The sequence below is a fragment of the Phormidesmis sp. 146-20 genome (assembly GCF_052939475.1).
Window position 1 is genome coordinate 1 of the sequence record NZ_JBJPHT010000060.1, and the last position, 15723, is coordinate 15723.

12 protein-coding genes are annotated in these 15723 nt (G+C 48.2%); 4 read left to right on the forward strand and 8 right to left on the reverse strand.

Going from position 1 to position 15723, the window contains the following annotated elements; translation table 11 throughout:
* The first annotated feature begins 262 nt into the window (after window positions 1-262).
* Window positions 263-2194 (forward strand): primary-amine oxidase, encoded by a 1932-nt coding sequence (locus tag ACKFKH_RS29055; RefSeq protein ID WP_446861853.1) that lies wholly within the window; start codon window positions 263-265, stop codon window positions 2192-2194.
* A gap of 564 nt (window positions 2195-2758) precedes the next feature.
* On the forward strand, window positions 2759-3076 hold the full coding sequence (locus tag ACKFKH_RS29060; RefSeq protein WP_446861854.1) for a hypothetical protein: 318 nt from the start codon (window positions 2759-2761) through the stop codon (window positions 3074-3076).
* A 264-nt stretch (window positions 3077-3340) separates the two neighbouring features.
* Here ACKFKH_RS29060 and ACKFKH_RS29065 read toward each other — a convergent pair whose 3' ends face one another.
* Window positions 3341-3844 (reverse strand): hypothetical protein, encoded by a 504-nt coding sequence (locus ACKFKH_RS29065; RefSeq protein ID WP_446861855.1) that lies wholly within the window; start codon window positions 3842-3844, stop codon window positions 3341-3343.
* Window positions 3845-3993: 149 nt separating this feature from the next.
* The gene (locus ACKFKH_RS29070; protein ID WP_446861856.1) at window positions 3994-4251 is read right to left on the reverse strand and encodes a hypothetical protein; all 258 of its coding nucleotides are present in this window, start codon (window positions 4249-4251) and stop codon (window positions 3994-3996) included.
* A 609-nt stretch (window positions 4252-4860) separates the two neighbouring features.
* Between ACKFKH_RS29070 and trhO the strand changes: the two genes are divergently transcribed.
* Complete coding sequence (gene trhO / locus ACKFKH_RS29075; RefSeq protein WP_446861887.1) at window positions 4861-5700, forward strand: oxygen-dependent tRNA uridine(34) hydroxylase TrhO; 840 nt, start codon at window positions 4861-4863, stop codon at window positions 5698-5700.
* Window positions 5701-6038: 338 nt separating this feature from the next.
* On the opposite strand, the gene ACKFKH_RS29080 is transcribed toward trhO, so the two are convergent.
* Window positions 6039-7517, reverse strand: coding sequence for an APC family permease (locus ACKFKH_RS29080; protein WP_446861857.1), 1479 nt, complete (start codon window positions 7515-7517; stop codon window positions 6039-6041).
* A gap of 225 nt (window positions 7518-7742) precedes the next feature.
* Here ACKFKH_RS29080 and ACKFKH_RS29085 point away from each other — a divergent pair, with 225 nt between their 5' ends.
* Window positions 7743-9755: a potassium channel family protein gene (locus ACKFKH_RS29085; protein ID WP_446861858.1), complete on the forward strand. Its 2013-nt coding sequence runs from the start codon at window positions 7743-7745 to the stop codon at window positions 9753-9755.
* A 443-nt stretch (window positions 9756-10198) separates the two neighbouring features.
* Here the strand turns inward: ACKFKH_RS29085 and ACKFKH_RS29090 are convergent, their stop codons facing one another.
* The 5 genes from ACKFKH_RS29090 to ACKFKH_RS29110 form a co-directional block, all read right to left on the reverse strand.
* A complete protein-coding gene (locus ACKFKH_RS29090; RefSeq protein WP_446861859.1) occupies window positions 10199-10981 on the reverse strand; it encodes an SDR family NAD(P)-dependent oxidoreductase in 783 nt (260 codons plus the stop codon).
* 271 nt (window positions 10982-11252) lie between these two features.
* Window positions 11253-12407, reverse strand: a complete 1155-nt coding sequence (locus ACKFKH_RS29095; protein WP_446861860.1) for an HAD family hydrolase — start codon at window positions 12405-12407, stop codon at window positions 11253-11255.
* A 126-nt stretch (window positions 12408-12533) separates the two neighbouring features.
* Window positions 12534-13667, reverse strand: coding sequence for a YcjF family protein (locus tag ACKFKH_RS29100; RefSeq protein ID WP_446861861.1), 1134 nt, complete (start codon window positions 13665-13667; stop codon window positions 12534-12536).
* A 311-nt stretch (window positions 13668-13978) separates the two neighbouring features.
* Window positions 13979-14461 carry a CAAD domain-containing protein gene (locus ACKFKH_RS29105; protein WP_446861862.1) on the reverse strand — a complete coding sequence of 161 codons (483 nt, stop codon included), beginning with the start codon at window positions 14459-14461 and terminating at the stop codon, window positions 13979-13981.
* A gap of 338 nt (window positions 14462-14799) precedes the next feature.
* Window positions 14800-15516 (reverse strand): transposase family protein, encoded by a 717-nt coding sequence (locus ACKFKH_RS29110; protein WP_446861863.1) that lies wholly within the window; start codon window positions 15514-15516, stop codon window positions 14800-14802.
* Window positions 15517-15723: the final 207 nt, after the last annotated feature.

Here is a 15723-nt window from a genome sequence, read left to right on the forward strand (position 1 = left end):
AGCGGGTGAGTATGAACTGGAGCGTTTTATATTTAATTGCACCTAACTACTTAGCTTTGATTAAAATCATTTTTAATTAGAATCATTTTTATTTGCAGTTCAAGGTTTTATCATTTAACGTTTTATAAACTAATCGCACAACCATGAATTTGTTAATTCAGTCTAGGCTTAGAAACGGATATGAGTGAACGGAAATAGATTAAGACCGTCCCTTATACTGCACTAATTCAGAACTTAATGTTCTTTATTTTTCATAGCAATCATGACGATTTCTCCCATTCTCAAAAGCACTACCCAAACGATTCTCCACCCTTTAGAGCCGCTCACGGTTGAAGAAGTTCAGACCGCCGTGACGATCGTTCGCACACAACAAAATCTTGGATCGTCCTTTCGGTTTCCTACAGTCGTGTTGCACGAGCCGCCCAAATCGGTTGTCCTTAACTATGTCGCAGGCGATCCGATTCAGCGATCGGCGTTTTTGATTTTGCTCGACAATCAGACGGGCGCGACCTATGAAGCAATTGTTAGTCTCAGCGATCGCCAAGTCACCTCCTGGGAGCAAATTCCCGATGTGCAGCCCAACATTATGGCGGATGAATTGGGCGAGTGTGAGGCTGTGGTCAAAGCTCATCCAGAGTTTCAGGCAGCGCTACAAAAACGGGGCATTACTGACCTTGATTTAGTCGTCGTTGACCCCTGGGCGATCGGCAATTTTGGCTTTGCAGAAGAAGTTGGGATTCGGCTTTCTCGCTGTTTGTGCTATCTGCGGGCAACGCCAAACGGTAACTTTTATGCGCGTCCAATTGATAATCTAGTTCCCGTCGTTGACCTCAACAAAATGCAGGTCTTGAAGATAGAAGATTTGGGTGTTTTGCCCGTACCGCCAGAGGCGAGTGAGTATGCGCGATCGTTTATTCCCAAGTTTCGAGATGATATTAAACCGCTGCAAATTACGCAGCCAGAAGGGCCGAGTTTTGAAGTGAATGGGCATCGAATTCGCTGGCAAAAATGGCAATTTCGGATTGGGTTTACACCTCGTGAAGGGTTAGTTCTCTACACAGTTGGCTATGAAGACCAAGGCAAACTTCGTCCGATTCTCTATCGGGCTTCGATGGCTGAAATGGTAGTTCCGTATGGCGATCCACGGGTACAACACTTTCGTAAAAATGCCTTTGATCTGGGCGAACACGGGGTCGGAATGTTGGCAAATTCTCTCAAATTAGGGTGTGATTGTTTAGGCGAAATCCATTACTTTGATGCAGTGCTCACCAATAGTCGAGGAGAAGTCGCCGTCACCGAAAATGCAGTTTGTCTACACGAAGAAGACTACGGCATTCTCTGGAAACATACCGACTGGAGACTTGGAGAATCTGAAGTGCGGCGATCGCGTCGTCTCGTGATTTCGTTCATCGCCACCGTAGACAATTACGAATACGGTTTTTTCTGGTATTTCTATCAAGATGGCACAATCCAATACGAAGTTAAGCTCACTGGAATCTTACTTTGTGCAACGCTAGGAGACACGCCAAAATATGGTACTTTAGTCGCTCCCAAACTCAATGCGCTCAACCATCAGCACTTTTTTAGTATGCGATTGGATATGGACATTGACGGACAAAATAACTCAGTCTACGAAGTCAACAGTCAGGCTGAACCGATGGGAGAAATGAATCCCTACGGCAATGCTTTTTACGCAGAATCGACATTGCTAGAAACCGAACAATCTGCACAGCGAATTGTTGATCCGTTGAGCGCTCGCTACTGGAAAATTACCAATCCCAATATTCAAAACCGATTGGGTCAAAACGTCGGCTACAAGCTGATTCCAGGTGAAAACGTGTTGCCCTTTGCCCATCCCGATTCGCCCATTCTCAAGCGGGCCGGTTTCATGACCAAACACCTCTGGGTCACGCCCTATCACGCTGACGAACTCTACTCCGCTGGCAAGTATCCCAACCAACACGCAGGCGGCGAAGGATTGCCCCAATGGACACAGGCAAATCGATCGCTCACCAACACCGATGTCGTCGTCTGGTACACTTTTGGTCACCATCACATTCCCCGACCCGAAGACTTTCCGGTGATGCCGACTGCTTACAGTGGTTTTATGCTCAAGCCGATCGGATTCTTTACAGCCAGTCCCGCGATGGATGTGCCGCCCTCTCCCTCAAACCACGGCTGCCATTCAGACTAAGCAACCCAAAAAAAGAAGACAAAAAAAGGAGACAACTAACGGCAGGAAAGCAGTGAAACATTCCTATCATCAATGTCTCCGATCGGTCTGCATCCCGTGACGGACGCAAGAGAGTGATTAGCTGTTGACTGTTGTTCTTAAGAGATGGCGATCAAATTTCAGCTACCCGCTGTCGATCGCCTGATCCCTTTCAGAACACTTCCACGATAAGCGCCCCCCTCAACAAACTCCATTACCCCCAAGGGTACGATTTCCCAGCCAAAAAACTTCTAGCGTTGTGAATCAGGGGATGAATTGCCCCAAAGCGGAGGGAAGCCCAGTGCTCAAAGTCCCCCAATTTTGGGGGATTTAGGGGGCGAAAAGATTGACACTCCTCACAGATTCATCCCTCCAATCAGCAACGCCAAACTTCTTCATCCCTCATCCCTCATCCCTCCCTCCCATCTACCTCCAGAGAGTGACGAAATGAGTGAGCATGTGAAGAAGACTTAAGCCAGGTGTGAGTGAAACTCAGAATCCGACGGCTAATTTAATTGCCCAAGAATACGATAAGGATGTCTCAATATGGCTGATTCGACTCAAACGGTTGATTTAGATTCTACGATCGCCGCCCTACAAGGTGGATTGACTTCTCTTCCTCCCGAAGCGGCTGTGGGTGCGATCGAAAGTTGGCAACAACAGCTACAAGGAACCGAAATCGCTGAAACTCTTGGCGAACTCAAACAAGCTCTGACGGCGGGTGGCGGTGCCTCGATCAGTGAAATCCTGGCTGATCTCGGTTCTCAGACTTCATCAGCAGCCGGAAGTGCCAGCGGAGATGCAGCGTCTAAACTTCAACAACTTGGACAACTATTGTCTCAGGCAGGAAGTTCTATTTCATAGTTTTAGTGATGTTGAGTTTACAACTTTGGCATTACTTGAAGTATTTCTTTAAGGTTGAAGGCAGCGATCGGTTTGCTCACGTTTGGCAGGCGAACGCTGCTTTCTAGCGGTCACAAAATTAACGTTTGCTTGGTGAATTCTTTCGCCTTGGTGCTCAAATCTTCTGCCCTCAAGCTGCCAATTTGAGGGGCTTTTAGAAAAGCGTTTCGCTTGGAGCTTGCGAGTAGACAATAACAGAGAAGTCTTTTATTGAAACCCGAAGATTTAGTACAGAAAAATTGCACCCGTACTTTCGACTCTCATTGTTGTTGCATCAGCGCTCAAATCGGTCGTGGTGTCTAGGGTGACTTCGAGAGACTCTTTGGCGTTGCTCATTGGAGTGGGAGTAACTTTTAATAAGCCTGCATCTTGACGATCGAGCGTCAGCGTAACGGGAGTTCTCAATTTTTGCAGCAGCACTGTTGAACGCCCTGCCAAAGTCCGAGGTTTGGTGTCTCCAATGACCTGATAGCTGATGGTCGCATAGGTGTTGTTCTTTAAAAGGACAGTCACTCGATCGCTCGTCAGGGCAATTCTTGCTTGAGGAATAAACTGCTGCTCTGGAGAAGGCGTTGTCAGACTGGGATCTGGCTTCTGACTAGCTGGATTTGTAGGTGCCGACAGAGAAGGCCCGATCCCCTGCGGATAACTCAGCAAGATCGCTCCCATCAGCAGCACGCTTCTACCAATCAGCCCCTGCAATGAGGATCGAGTGATTTGAGTAAACATCATGACCTCTTCGATAAAATCGTTAAAAACAGCATCATCCTGGCGGAGTTTATTAAACTCTACCTCTATCGCATGACACTGTGTAGGCGAGATGAGTGCCCTTCTCCCAGCGCTACTTTTAACGAAAAGTCAGAACAAATCGGGCTTGTCTAGGAAGATGGCTCACAGATTTCTTCGATCGCCAACGGCTGGATCAATTCTGCGGCCAGATCGACTAGGGCATCTCGCCGAAACCGAACCACTCGTGAAGATGAACTTTGATGATGTCCAGTGGTCGAAACCGACAGATTGATATTGGTGAGATCAGATTCAATGTGTTTGACCTTGCAGATCTGCATCTTGTTATTGCAGTAAGCAACAATGCGATCGCCTGTTTGGATGTCCGACGCTTGAATTTTCAATTGCAACTCAGCCTCATCAAAGGGATTTAATTTGTTTTGCGATATCAGGTTGGGTAGGTTTGAGAGAAATCACAGACTGCCCCGAAGCCCGATATCCTACTTTTTCTACTCAAGGTATTGTTAGAATACCACAGAAATTCAATTCCGTCTCTACCAAACCCTAGATTCTTTGTCAATGGTGAATTGTACTCAATTATTAGCTATCACCGAAAATTGGGAAAGAGTAGACAAAATCGCCAATCTGAGTACTCAAAAGCTGACGATAGTCTCTTCGACGAATCGTGATAGAGATCACCTTATAGTGTGACTGGGATCGCTAAAAGTATTGGCACCGCCAGACATACTGTAAAGGACTCAACTTTAGCCGAGTCATCAACAGGGAACACACGACTGGCCGACAGATTTCTTACGAAGACTGTCGGTTTTTTATTGCTTAGTAGCGTTGGTCACTAGTTAAGATTGAGAATCTAGTGGCTTGTCAAAAGGGCGACGTTAGATAGACGTTAGATATTGGACAGGGGACGTTGGACTTCAGACTTTGATTCTTGAGCTAGATCAGGTCTAAAGTCTAAACTTTAGATTGATGGCAAGCGTGTGTTAGAGAAGACCGTGAGAATGATGATCTGTGAAAAAGAACAGACTGTAGCTGCTTTTTATCAGTTTGTGCGGCTGCCTGATTTTGCTGAAAAAAGAGCGCCTTTGCTGTCATATTGTCTGGCGCAGGAGTTGAAGGGCACGATTCTTTTGGCGCAGGAAGGGATTAATGGCACGATCGCAGGATCTCAAGCGGCGATCGCAGCAGTTTTGCAATTTCTCAAAGCTGACCCTCGACTCGCTGATTTAGAAGTCAAACAGTCTGTGACGACATCGCAGCCCTTCGATCGCATGAAGGTCAAACTCAAAAAAGAGATCGTCACGTTGGGAATGCCGCAGATCGATCCCACTGAGCAAACCGGAGCCTATGTAAAGCCGCAGGATTGGAACGATTTGATCTCAGATCCAGAAGTGACGGTGATCGATGTTCGCAATCAGCTTGAGATCAAGATTGGCAGTTTTGAGCGGGCGATCGATCCCAAAACGACATCTTTTCGAGAATTTCCTCAGTATGTGAAGCAGCTTGATCCCAACCAACACAAAAAGGTGGCTCTATTTTGCACGGGGGGAATTCGTTGTGAAAAAGCGTCTGCTCTTATGTTGTCTCAGGGATTTGAGGAGGTCTATCACCTGCAAGGCGGCATTCTCAAGTATCTAGAAGCGGTGCCTCCCGAAAAAAGCCTTTGGCATGGAGAGTGTTTTGTGTTTGATCAGCGGGTGGCGGTCGCGGAAGGGGTGACGGATGGAACTCATAAGATGTGTCGCGCCTGTGGGCATCCGATTTCTCAGGTTGACAAGGCTTCTGCTGACTATGAGATGGGCGTTTCTTGTCCTGATTGCGTCGATCGCGCCACTCCCTAGAAAGTGAAATTAACGTAAATTTGGGCGTTGCTGAATCAGGGGATAGATTGCCCCAAAGCGGCGGGAACCCCAAGGTCAAAGTCCCCCAATTTTGGGGGATTTAGGGGGCGAAAAGATAGACACTTCCCACAGAGTCATCCCTCCAATCAGCAACGCCTAAATTTGAGGAGGTTTTCTCGCTTCGTTGCGTAGAACTTTTGCCTCCCAAGCTGCCAATTTTGGGGGACTTCCGGACTTTCAAACTCAACGATGCGGATTCAGCATCAAGATTCGACGATTTACAAAGTGGCGACATCCCCTCTACTGATCTACTGAGACTGAACGATCGCCCCAAACTTCTACTCAAAAGCTTCAGGAGCAGCGCTGTAAAAACTGCTTTGATATTTCCAACGGTAATAGAGCATCGGAAGAATCCCGATCGCAATCGCGCCAATACTTAGATAAACAACAGTACTCTCAAATTGAGTCAGTTGATAAATACCAACGACTAACAAAAAAATCGCTGACGTGAATGGATAAATGCCCTTCATCAACAACGTTTGAAAGTTTTGGCGCAGTTGCCGACGATAGTACCAGGTGCAGGCAAATCCTGTCATCGCGTAATAAAAAGCCACCTGAACACCGATCGTTTGGATCAACCCCGCCATCAACTCATTAATCGTCGAGATCGAACTTGATGCCACTAACAAACTCAGCGCCAGCAAACTGATCACAAACGTTCCTAGCCAGGGGGTTTGAAAGGTTGGGTGAATCTCCTCAAAGCGGCGACTGATCACCCGATCGCGCGCCATCGAAAACAGCGTTCTAGAACATTGAGTGAGCTGAGTCTCGATCGTGCCCACCGTACTCACCAAAACGGCTAAAACCGCAATATTTCCCCAGGGACGCGGCAGCACTATATCGCCCAAAACGCCCAAAAGATTTGCCCCCGCTTTCTCAATCTGATCGGGTGTCATGCCCACCTGCACCAAAACTTGAAACACTTGAAACAGCAGAAACACGCCCACCATCCCGATTACACCACTGTAACCCGGCGTAGAATTTGAGTTTTGCGTTTCTTCAGACACATTAGAGGAGACATCCCAGCCAAAATAGTAAAATGTCGCCACCAGCATTCCAGCCATAAACGTTTCAAGGTTACCAAACTGCGTTGGAGCAAACCAACTCCAGGAAAATGGATTCACGGGATTGGCTGAGAATTTGACTAATGCCCCGATCGCCAGTGCTATTAGACTGATCACTTCAATCCCGGTCATGATTTTCTGAAATCGAGCCGCCAGACTCACGCCCATCACGGTAATGGTCGCTATACTGATTAGCCAAAAACTGCCGACGATCGTCGCTAACACAACATTTTCTGAAAGCGCTGTCGAAAACAATCCCAGCGTGGCTACTCCGATCGGGACGGCTGCGGCCGCCATAAAAATCGTACTTAAACTGAGAAACGTCCAGCCTGACAAAAAGCCAAGAGACGGTTTGAGCGTGCGACCGACCCAGGCATAGGAGGCCCCTGCATCCGATCGCCACTGGTTGAGATACATAAAAGCAAACGAGATGCCAAACATCGGAATCGCCGCATAGAGCAATGCGCCTGGGCCAGCCAGCCCGACAGCCGCAACGAGCGTGGCCGTAGTCGCATTTAATGAATAGGAGGGAGCCGATCCTGCAACGGCAAGCGTTACCGTATCGACCATCGAAAGGGCATTGTGCTTTAACGCTTTTGACGGACTAATGGAGGCTTCGATCGTCATGTAGGTAGTCCCTTTAGTTTTACAGTCTGGAATGCTAGAATTTCCTCGCCTCAGCGCTGAGGGCATTCAATTCTTTCTCTATAGCGTTACAGAGATGGGAATGGGTAAATAGTATTCTTCATTACATAAATGTGAACGGCTCGATCGAGCAGAATTCATCGCTGCAATTGATTAAACAAATTTCTAAGGGATTGTAAGAGACATTTCTAGAGATTAATTTTTGTGTGTCTGCCCTAAACGCTCAATCGCCTGTCTAGACTGGATGCACACTCCCTTCTACTTCAACACAATATGACTTCTGAGAACCGCTTGAGCCTAGACTCAACTGCTTTTTTGGTGTGTGGATTGGGCGGACTGGGACAGTATTGTGCGATCGTGCTTAAAGAATTTGGCATCCAGGTTCATGCAATTGATCGGGTCGATCGTAGCGATTGGGATATTCCTGATTTGTCGGCGGCGATCGATCAGTTGGTCATCGGGGATTGTTGTCAGCCCAAAATTTTGGAGCAGGCTAAGATTCAGCAGTGTCGGGCGATTTTGTTGGTGACGAGTAATGAGCGGGTCAATATTCAGGCGGCGTTTGCGGCGAGGGCGGTCAATCCTGACATCAGGCTAATCGTCCGCTCAGATCAGCAAAATCTCAATCAGTTGCTGGGTGAACGGCTGGGAAATTTTGTGGCGTTTGAGGCGACTCAGCTTCCGGCTGCGGCCTTTGCGCTGGCAGCTTTGGGCGGAGAAACTCGCGGATTTTTTAATTTAGAAGGTCAACTGCTGCGAGTAGTGCGGGTGCAAATCGATCGCCATCATCGCTGGTGCGATCGCGCTCAACTACAAGAACTCAACACCTCAACTCGTCGAATTTTAGCTCATACGCGCAGTGGTAATCAGCCTGCCAAAGGCTTTTATAAATGGGAATCCGACACGAGAATTACAGAAGGCGATACGGTGGTATATGTCGAAGCGATGGCAGAAAAGATAATTCCAGGAATGCAGGCTTCTAAGCAGCGATCGAGGCTGAGAGAATGGAGCGATCGCCTCAGTTGGAAAACACTCAAACCCTGGCTACAACAATTTTGGGCAGATATTCAACAAACCCCCACTCAACAGGTTGCACTACTTTCTGGAATCACAATGTTCAGCTTATTTCTGATTGGTGCGCTGTTGTATAAACTTCAATATCCAGATCTCAATTTACAAGATGCCCTTAATGTATCTCTAGTTCTGATCCTCGGTGGTTATGACAACTTATTTGGGCAACTCAAATTAGCGTTCCCGGTTCCAGTTTGGTTACATCTATTTAGCGTTGGCTTAACTGTAATCGGAACTGTCTTTGTCGGAATTCTCTATGCGTTGCTGACCGAGCGGGTTCTGGTTTCTAGATTTCAGTTTCTCAAGCGTCGTCCTCCTGTACCAAAAGCGGATCACGTTGTCTTGGTTGGGTTTGGGCGAGTGGGGCAACGGGTGGCAAAGCTGCTGCAAGATCTCAAACAGCCGATCGTCGGAATTCACAGCACCTCGCTGGAGACGAGCGTTTTACCCCAAATGCCGCTCATTGTCGGCAATCTAACGACGACTCTCAATCGTGCGAATCTGATGTCCGCCAAAAGCATCATTGCGGTGACTGACGACGAAGTAACTAACTTAGAAATCGGACTGATGGCCTATGCAGCCAATCCGACATTAAATCTGGTGATCCGCACGTTTGATCCTTTGTTTAGCGACAATGTAGCGCGGCTATTGCCCCATGCGAGAGTGTTGGGCGCGTATGCACTGGCGGCCGAAGCCTTTGCAGCGGCAGCATTTGGCGAAAATGTGATCAATCTATTTCGGCTTAACAATCAGACGATGTTAGTCACAGAATATCGAGTAGAGGCGGGCGATACGCTGACTGGATTGCTATTAGCCGAAGTCGCGTATGGCTATGAAGTCGTGCCAATTTTGCATCAAAAAAGAATGCAGAATTTTGCGAAACTCATGCCGCCTGATGATACGCATCTAGAAGAAGGCGATCGCTTAATTATTTTGGCAACACTAGACGGATTGCAGCGCATCGAGCGGAGCGCCCTAAAGCCGCGTCACTGGTTTGTGCAGGTAGAAAAAGCTTTCTCATCTGAGGCGGTGTTTGATGGCGGGGTCGCGATCGCTCGGATTTCTGGCTGTGAGATTGGACTGGCACGATCGCGCATGGCTCACTTACCCGGACTGTTTGACTATCCGCTTTACAAACATCAAGCCCAACGGCTCGTCAGCGAACTAAGTAAGGCTCAAGTTTTGGCTCATCTCGTTCACCAGAGACCAGATTAACGCGAATTTGATGGAAGTTGTTCGCTTCGTTGCTGAGATCTTCTGCCCCCCACCCCCCCAATTCTGCTGCCGTGTACACACAAGTCGATCAGTCTGTCATCGCTGAAATCCTTCGCCCCCTAAATCCCCCAAAAATGGGGGACTTTGAGCCGTCGTCATGGCTTTAAACTTTGGAAATCTTTCCTTTGTCAAAGTCCCCCAACATGGGGGATTTAGGGGGCTGAAGCCGACTGAAACGAAGCGACAACGACTTGTGTGTACACGGTAGCAATTCTGGGGGTTTAAGAGAAGAACTCTGGTTCAAAGTCCCCTACAAGTGGGGGATTTAGGAGGCGTTCCCGGATCTACAAGCGAAGAGTTCATCAAACTAACATGGATTTAGGGAGGCGTTCTTGAGTCTGTAAGCGAAGAGTTTATCGAACTAATGCTCAAACAATCGGCTCTCAACGCTTTGCCAGCGCAAACTTCCAAAAATTAGCAACCGCCTCTCGTGGAAAAAACCGCGGCCAGTTGACCAACACCTGATTGAGTGGATTACCCGGAACGACGATCGCTTCTCGCTTTTCCAACGCATCCAGCGCATCTCGGACGACTGTTTTGGTGGGTGTATAGGTTCGAGAAACCAGGTCGATCAGATAAGAAGGAAAGCCTGCTTCGGCAAAAAACTTCGTTTCACTTGGGCCGGGACACACACCCAAAACGGTGACTCCATAGCGACGATTTTCGGCAGAGAGCGACTCGCTAAAGCTGAGAATAAAGGCTTTAGTCGCCGCATAAATCGAGAAGTAAGGCATCGACTGAAAGCCCGCAACAGAAGATAGGTTAATAATTCCGCCCGATCGCCGTTGGCGCATTCCCTGCAAAAATCGATGAGTCAGATCCACCAATGCCAGAATGTTGAGTTGAATGATCTTGAGTTGAAGATCGCGATCGCTTTCGGCAAAATCACCATAGTCGCCAATTCCGGCATTGTTGATCAGCAAATCGATGCTGTGTCCCTGTTGCTGAACGGTGTCAAATACGATCGCCGCTGCATCCGGTTCCGTCAAGTCTTGAGCAATAATTTGAACTTGAATTTGATATTGCAGTTGTAGCGAGTCTGCCAATGATTGCAGCTTATCTTGCGATCGGGCTACTAGAATCAGATTCGTCCCGCGAGAGGCGAGTTCTTGAGCAAAGGCGGCTCCGATTCCGGCTGAGGCTCCGGTGATGAGGGCGGTGGGCATGGGGGATGAGGGATGAGGGATGAGGGATGAGGGATCAAACGGGAGCGGGGTTCTAATGTGAATTTGATAGAAGGTTTTCGCTTCGTTGTTGGGTGCTTCTGCCCAATCCTCAATTTTGGGGGACTTCTAGATAAGAATTCCAGTTCAAAGTCCCTCACTTGCGGGGAGTTTGGGGGGGGCAGAAGCTTGACATTGAAGCGAAAAACTTCGTCGAATTCACGTCAAATAGGATTGCTATCGCTGCGAGTAGAAGACAGCGAGTAGAAGATGGTTATTGAGCGATCGGGACGGTCTGACGTTGGGCCACTAGAGAGCGATCGTAGTGTGCTAGAAAATCGGCGGGACTGTCGTAAATCTCCAGGGCACCTGCTAACTGAGAATCGTCAAAGTCACCCGTGCGGAAGGCAATTACCTGCACGCCTGCTTTATTTGCGGATTCGATGTCATAGGGCGTATCGCCAAACATGATGACTTGCTGGGGCTGTAGGTGTCCTTTGTCGAGAGCCGCCTGCACGAGATCGGGCGCGGGTTTTGAGGATTCGGTGTCGCTGGCAGTGGTGGCAGGTTCTTGCGTGAGTAGGTCGTCAACCTGGGCTGCTTTGAGTAAAACCGAAAGTTCTTCACTGGTCGCAGAACTCGCTACAACGAGTTGAAATCCTTCTTGTTTGAGTTTGAGCACAAAGTCTCGTGAGCCAGGAGTCGGAGGCAAAGTAGCACCAAACTTGTTGATGATGAGTTCTTTACGGCGATCGGCGATCTGTTTGCCAATGCCTTCTTTTCCAGACAGTTCAGAAACCATGCGGGGCACAACTTGATCGCCACCCATTCCAATCAAAGGGCGCACGCTTTCAAACGCAACTTCGTAGCCATAGTCCGCAAACGATTCGACCCAGGCTTGAGCGTGAGCATCGTTGCTAATCACCAGTGTGCCATCAATGTCGAGCAAGATGCCTTTGACCATTGCATCCGAAGTAGCATTTTGACTGGAATTAAGAGACGAGTCTAGTTGAGAAAGTCCATTACTTACTGTTTCTTGAGTTTTGGCAGCGAGATTAGAAGCGCCTTGTTGAATGCTTTCTCCAGCATCCTCAACGTCTTGAGCAATCTCTTTTCTGGCTTTGTCTGCTTGGGTGGCGAGACGATCGATCGCTTGATTTAACGACGGCAGCGATTTACTTTGATTGCGAGTTGCATAGTAGCCCAACCCCGCAGATTTTGAATTTTGAACTGAGGCACTCAACGCCCCCAAAACTCCACCCAAAAGCGCACCCAAAACGCCTCCAGCCATTGCACCAAGTGTTCCGCCGATCGCGCTGACACCGACAACTCCAACCGCAGGATGTACAGAGGGTGCATTCACTTCTTTGAGGGCAGCATTAGCATTGTGATTGGCAGACTGAGCAATTTGTTCACTTGTATTTGTCATAATCAACCCCCGAATGATTAACGTCGCCTCATTCTAGAAAGTGCAACTCTCGGTGATGTCTGCTTTAAGGGCTATCTTTAGTTAAACGTTAGTAACTTAAGAACGGTGGGAGATGCTAACCACTCTTTATTCGACTTCCAGATTGAATTGATTAGTGATCGCATTCAGCACAATTGCTTCCTGAGACGAGATTTCTCCGCTGCTTTCAGCAATACGACGACATTGGGCAAGTAAGGGAATGGCAAAATCGCGGTTAAGTTGTTGTAGTAGCTTGTCTAATGGCTCAGGTGATTGAATGTTCGTCGCGATCGCTTCTAGAGAATGAGGTTCTAGTTGCAGGGTTTTGAGTTCGGGGAGAACGCTGTCCCAGGTTTTTTGAGGATAACTAGCTAAGATCATATGAACTAGAATCTGATCCATTACTGCTTGTTGAGCGATCGCAACATTCATATATTGTTCGCTCTCTTGCTGGATGGCTTTTAGGGTTTCAGCATTGGGTTCTTCAGTGGCTTCTCTCAACTTGGCTTCATAAAATCGACAAGCCGCATAGCCCAGTGAATATATCATCGTGGCATTGGTGCCCGCTCCGATCGCTGCGCCTGCTAGGGGAATGTTTCTCAGAAAGCCAAAACCTGCTCTGAGGGCATTGCTACCACCGAGCGCTAATCCAAAGATTGCTAATACTTCTCCTTTACGGTTTGGGTCACGCAGATCTAAGCCATAAGCGGCGGCGATTTCATATAACATTTCAGTCTGAATTGCGGTAGTAGCGGCCAGATCGATCGCCAATAGCGCCACTGCAAATCCCGGTAACATACTGGTGAGAAAGCCTGTTCTTCCGGCGTTGATGGCTTTTTTTACCATAATCCGGTGAGCAATCTGGCTAGGAGATTCTTGAGGATGCTGTTGTTGAAGTTGTTTGACTTCAGATTCGGCTCTGTCAAAATCGACGCGATCGGTCATGCCAATTAGCCAATCTAATCTCAGCACCCCAACAATTTTTTGCACGATCGGGTTTCTCAAAAAGGGAATATTGCCCACCAAAGACAGGGCTTCTCCGGCTCCTCGCGTCAGGTTGCTAATCCATTGAGTCGGCTTTTGGGTCAGGGTTTTACCAATCTCGACGGTTGTACTGACGATCGCCATTCCCGCTTGAAAGGTTATTAGCCCGGCGATCGAACCTAGTAGGTTAGCCTGCTGCGAACGGGTCTCTAATGCATGAGGTTCTTCTTTTGAGCGACTTGGATCAGATTTGACCATTGTGATAACTCCTCGTTGCGATGATGGCACTCTATTGAATTGATGAGTTGTAGTAGAGAAAGTAGCCCCTCGACTGTGCTGCCGTGTACACACAAGTCGATCGATCTGTCATTGCTGAGATCCTTCGCCCCCTAAATCCCCCAAAAATGGGGGACTTTGAGCCGTCGTCATGGCTTTGAACTTTGGAAATCTTTCCTTGGTCAAAGTCCCCCAGACTGGGGGATTTAGGGGGCTGAAGCCGCCTGAAACGAAGCGACAACGACTTGTGTGTACACCGTAGCTCGACTGTGAGAGGCTGTTTCGAGGGGCTTCTAGCTGTTCTTGTCGGTGCCTAATACTTCATTGATATCACCCACAATCTCACGCTTAAAGTTCCTCACTTTTTGAGACAGTTCTTGACGTTGAGAAGCAGTCAATAGATAACGATAGACAAACCAGCCTGTGTAAATGATTCCAACTAGCTCAAACAGTGGGGACAGAATTGGAACACTGGTAGCAACTGTCAAAATCGCACCCAACAAGGTGAGAAGTAGATTCAGGGCTACGATCGCCAGCAATGTCCAACCAATTGCTTTCAAGATCGGCCAATAGGGCTTTAGAACAGAAGAACTGTAGCCGATCGGGTCATCAAAAAACGCTGAAATTCTTGCTTTGTCTCTCAGCCACTCTTCGGTGGGAGGGGCAGTAACGGTTTTGTTTTCGATCACTAAAGGATCGCCTGTTGGCAGATCAATCACTGTGGTTTGGGTCGTGACTTCAGGCAATCCTGTGGTTTCGGTCGTCTCGGTTGACATGATGGAATCTCCTAATTTAGAAATCTGGACTGAACGGGACATTTCTAACCTCCCAAAAGCAGAAGGTCGAGTTAAGAATTTTGCAGCTACTTCCTGAAGGTACTCAACCAGAGGGATGACCTCATCTTGCTTAAGAGACAAGCCACCTCTCTCGATCGTCGTATTTTCTCAAGTAAAACTAGACAGACAACTTTAGATCGCAGTGAGTTGCTAAAGGAAATCGATCGCGTCAATTTCTAGTTCTCAAGAAGCCAGTGATCTAAAAGCTTTATTAGACGTGTTGCTTAATAAAAGGCTTTGCAGGCAAGCGCAAAGCGCATTTCCTCTCCCTATCGTAGTTAAGCCACCTCCAAGTAGAAGTTCCACAACCCAGCCGCCGTGAGCATCAGGTGATCATCGAATTCAGGCACACGATTTCTATAGATGTCCGATACCGCACCGTAGCGCTTCATCCCCGCATGGGACTGTTCACAGACGACTCGTTGACGGCTAAACTCTCGGTTGTGCTGTTTTTGAGCCTCGCTGAGTTCTTTGCCTCTGGGTTTTTTGTGCGGCAGATGGACGTTGACAAACTCATTTTGCAATCCCTGAAATCCCAAATCTGCTTCGATTCTGACTGCATCGGGAATCTTGTCCACCCAGTCTGCTTCATCCAGTTGTCGCTTGTCATGGATCTTTCCGGGTTGCGCTTTCGTGAGCAAAATCACTCGCTTTTTTCGCGTGCTGCCCGTGATGTGTTTACGGGTATGCCGTCGTTTCTTGCCCGAATAATGCGCTTTCTGATTCTGAGTTTCCTGAGGGCGCTGCACGGGACGCTCTGTGCCGTCCAAAATCACTTCTTTCACATCGCGATAGCGCTCCAGAAACTGCTCCATACTTTCCAGCTTGCGCTCCGGCAAGACCATCTTTTTGCCTAAAGCCGTCTCTAAGATCTCCTGTAACCGATGCACCCAGCGATTGCTGCGTCCTCTCTCTAGGTCAAATAACCACCCTAAAACATCAAACGTGGGGTAAGTCTTGAAATAGAATAGGCTGAAGAACAGCTTGGCTTCCACACTCCCCAGTCGGGCTTTGCGCCCCCTCCTCTCGCTCGTTTCCGGGGCTTGGGGTCGTGTTGCAGCGCTGCTTGATACCCCTCGTCGAAGACCGGGCACAACTCGTCAAACGCCTTGCGATTGAGTCCGGTTAGCGACCTCAATAGGCGATCATTGTCTAACGCTCGACTAATGTTGAACATCGTCTGCTTCTGCTCCTGAGGTATC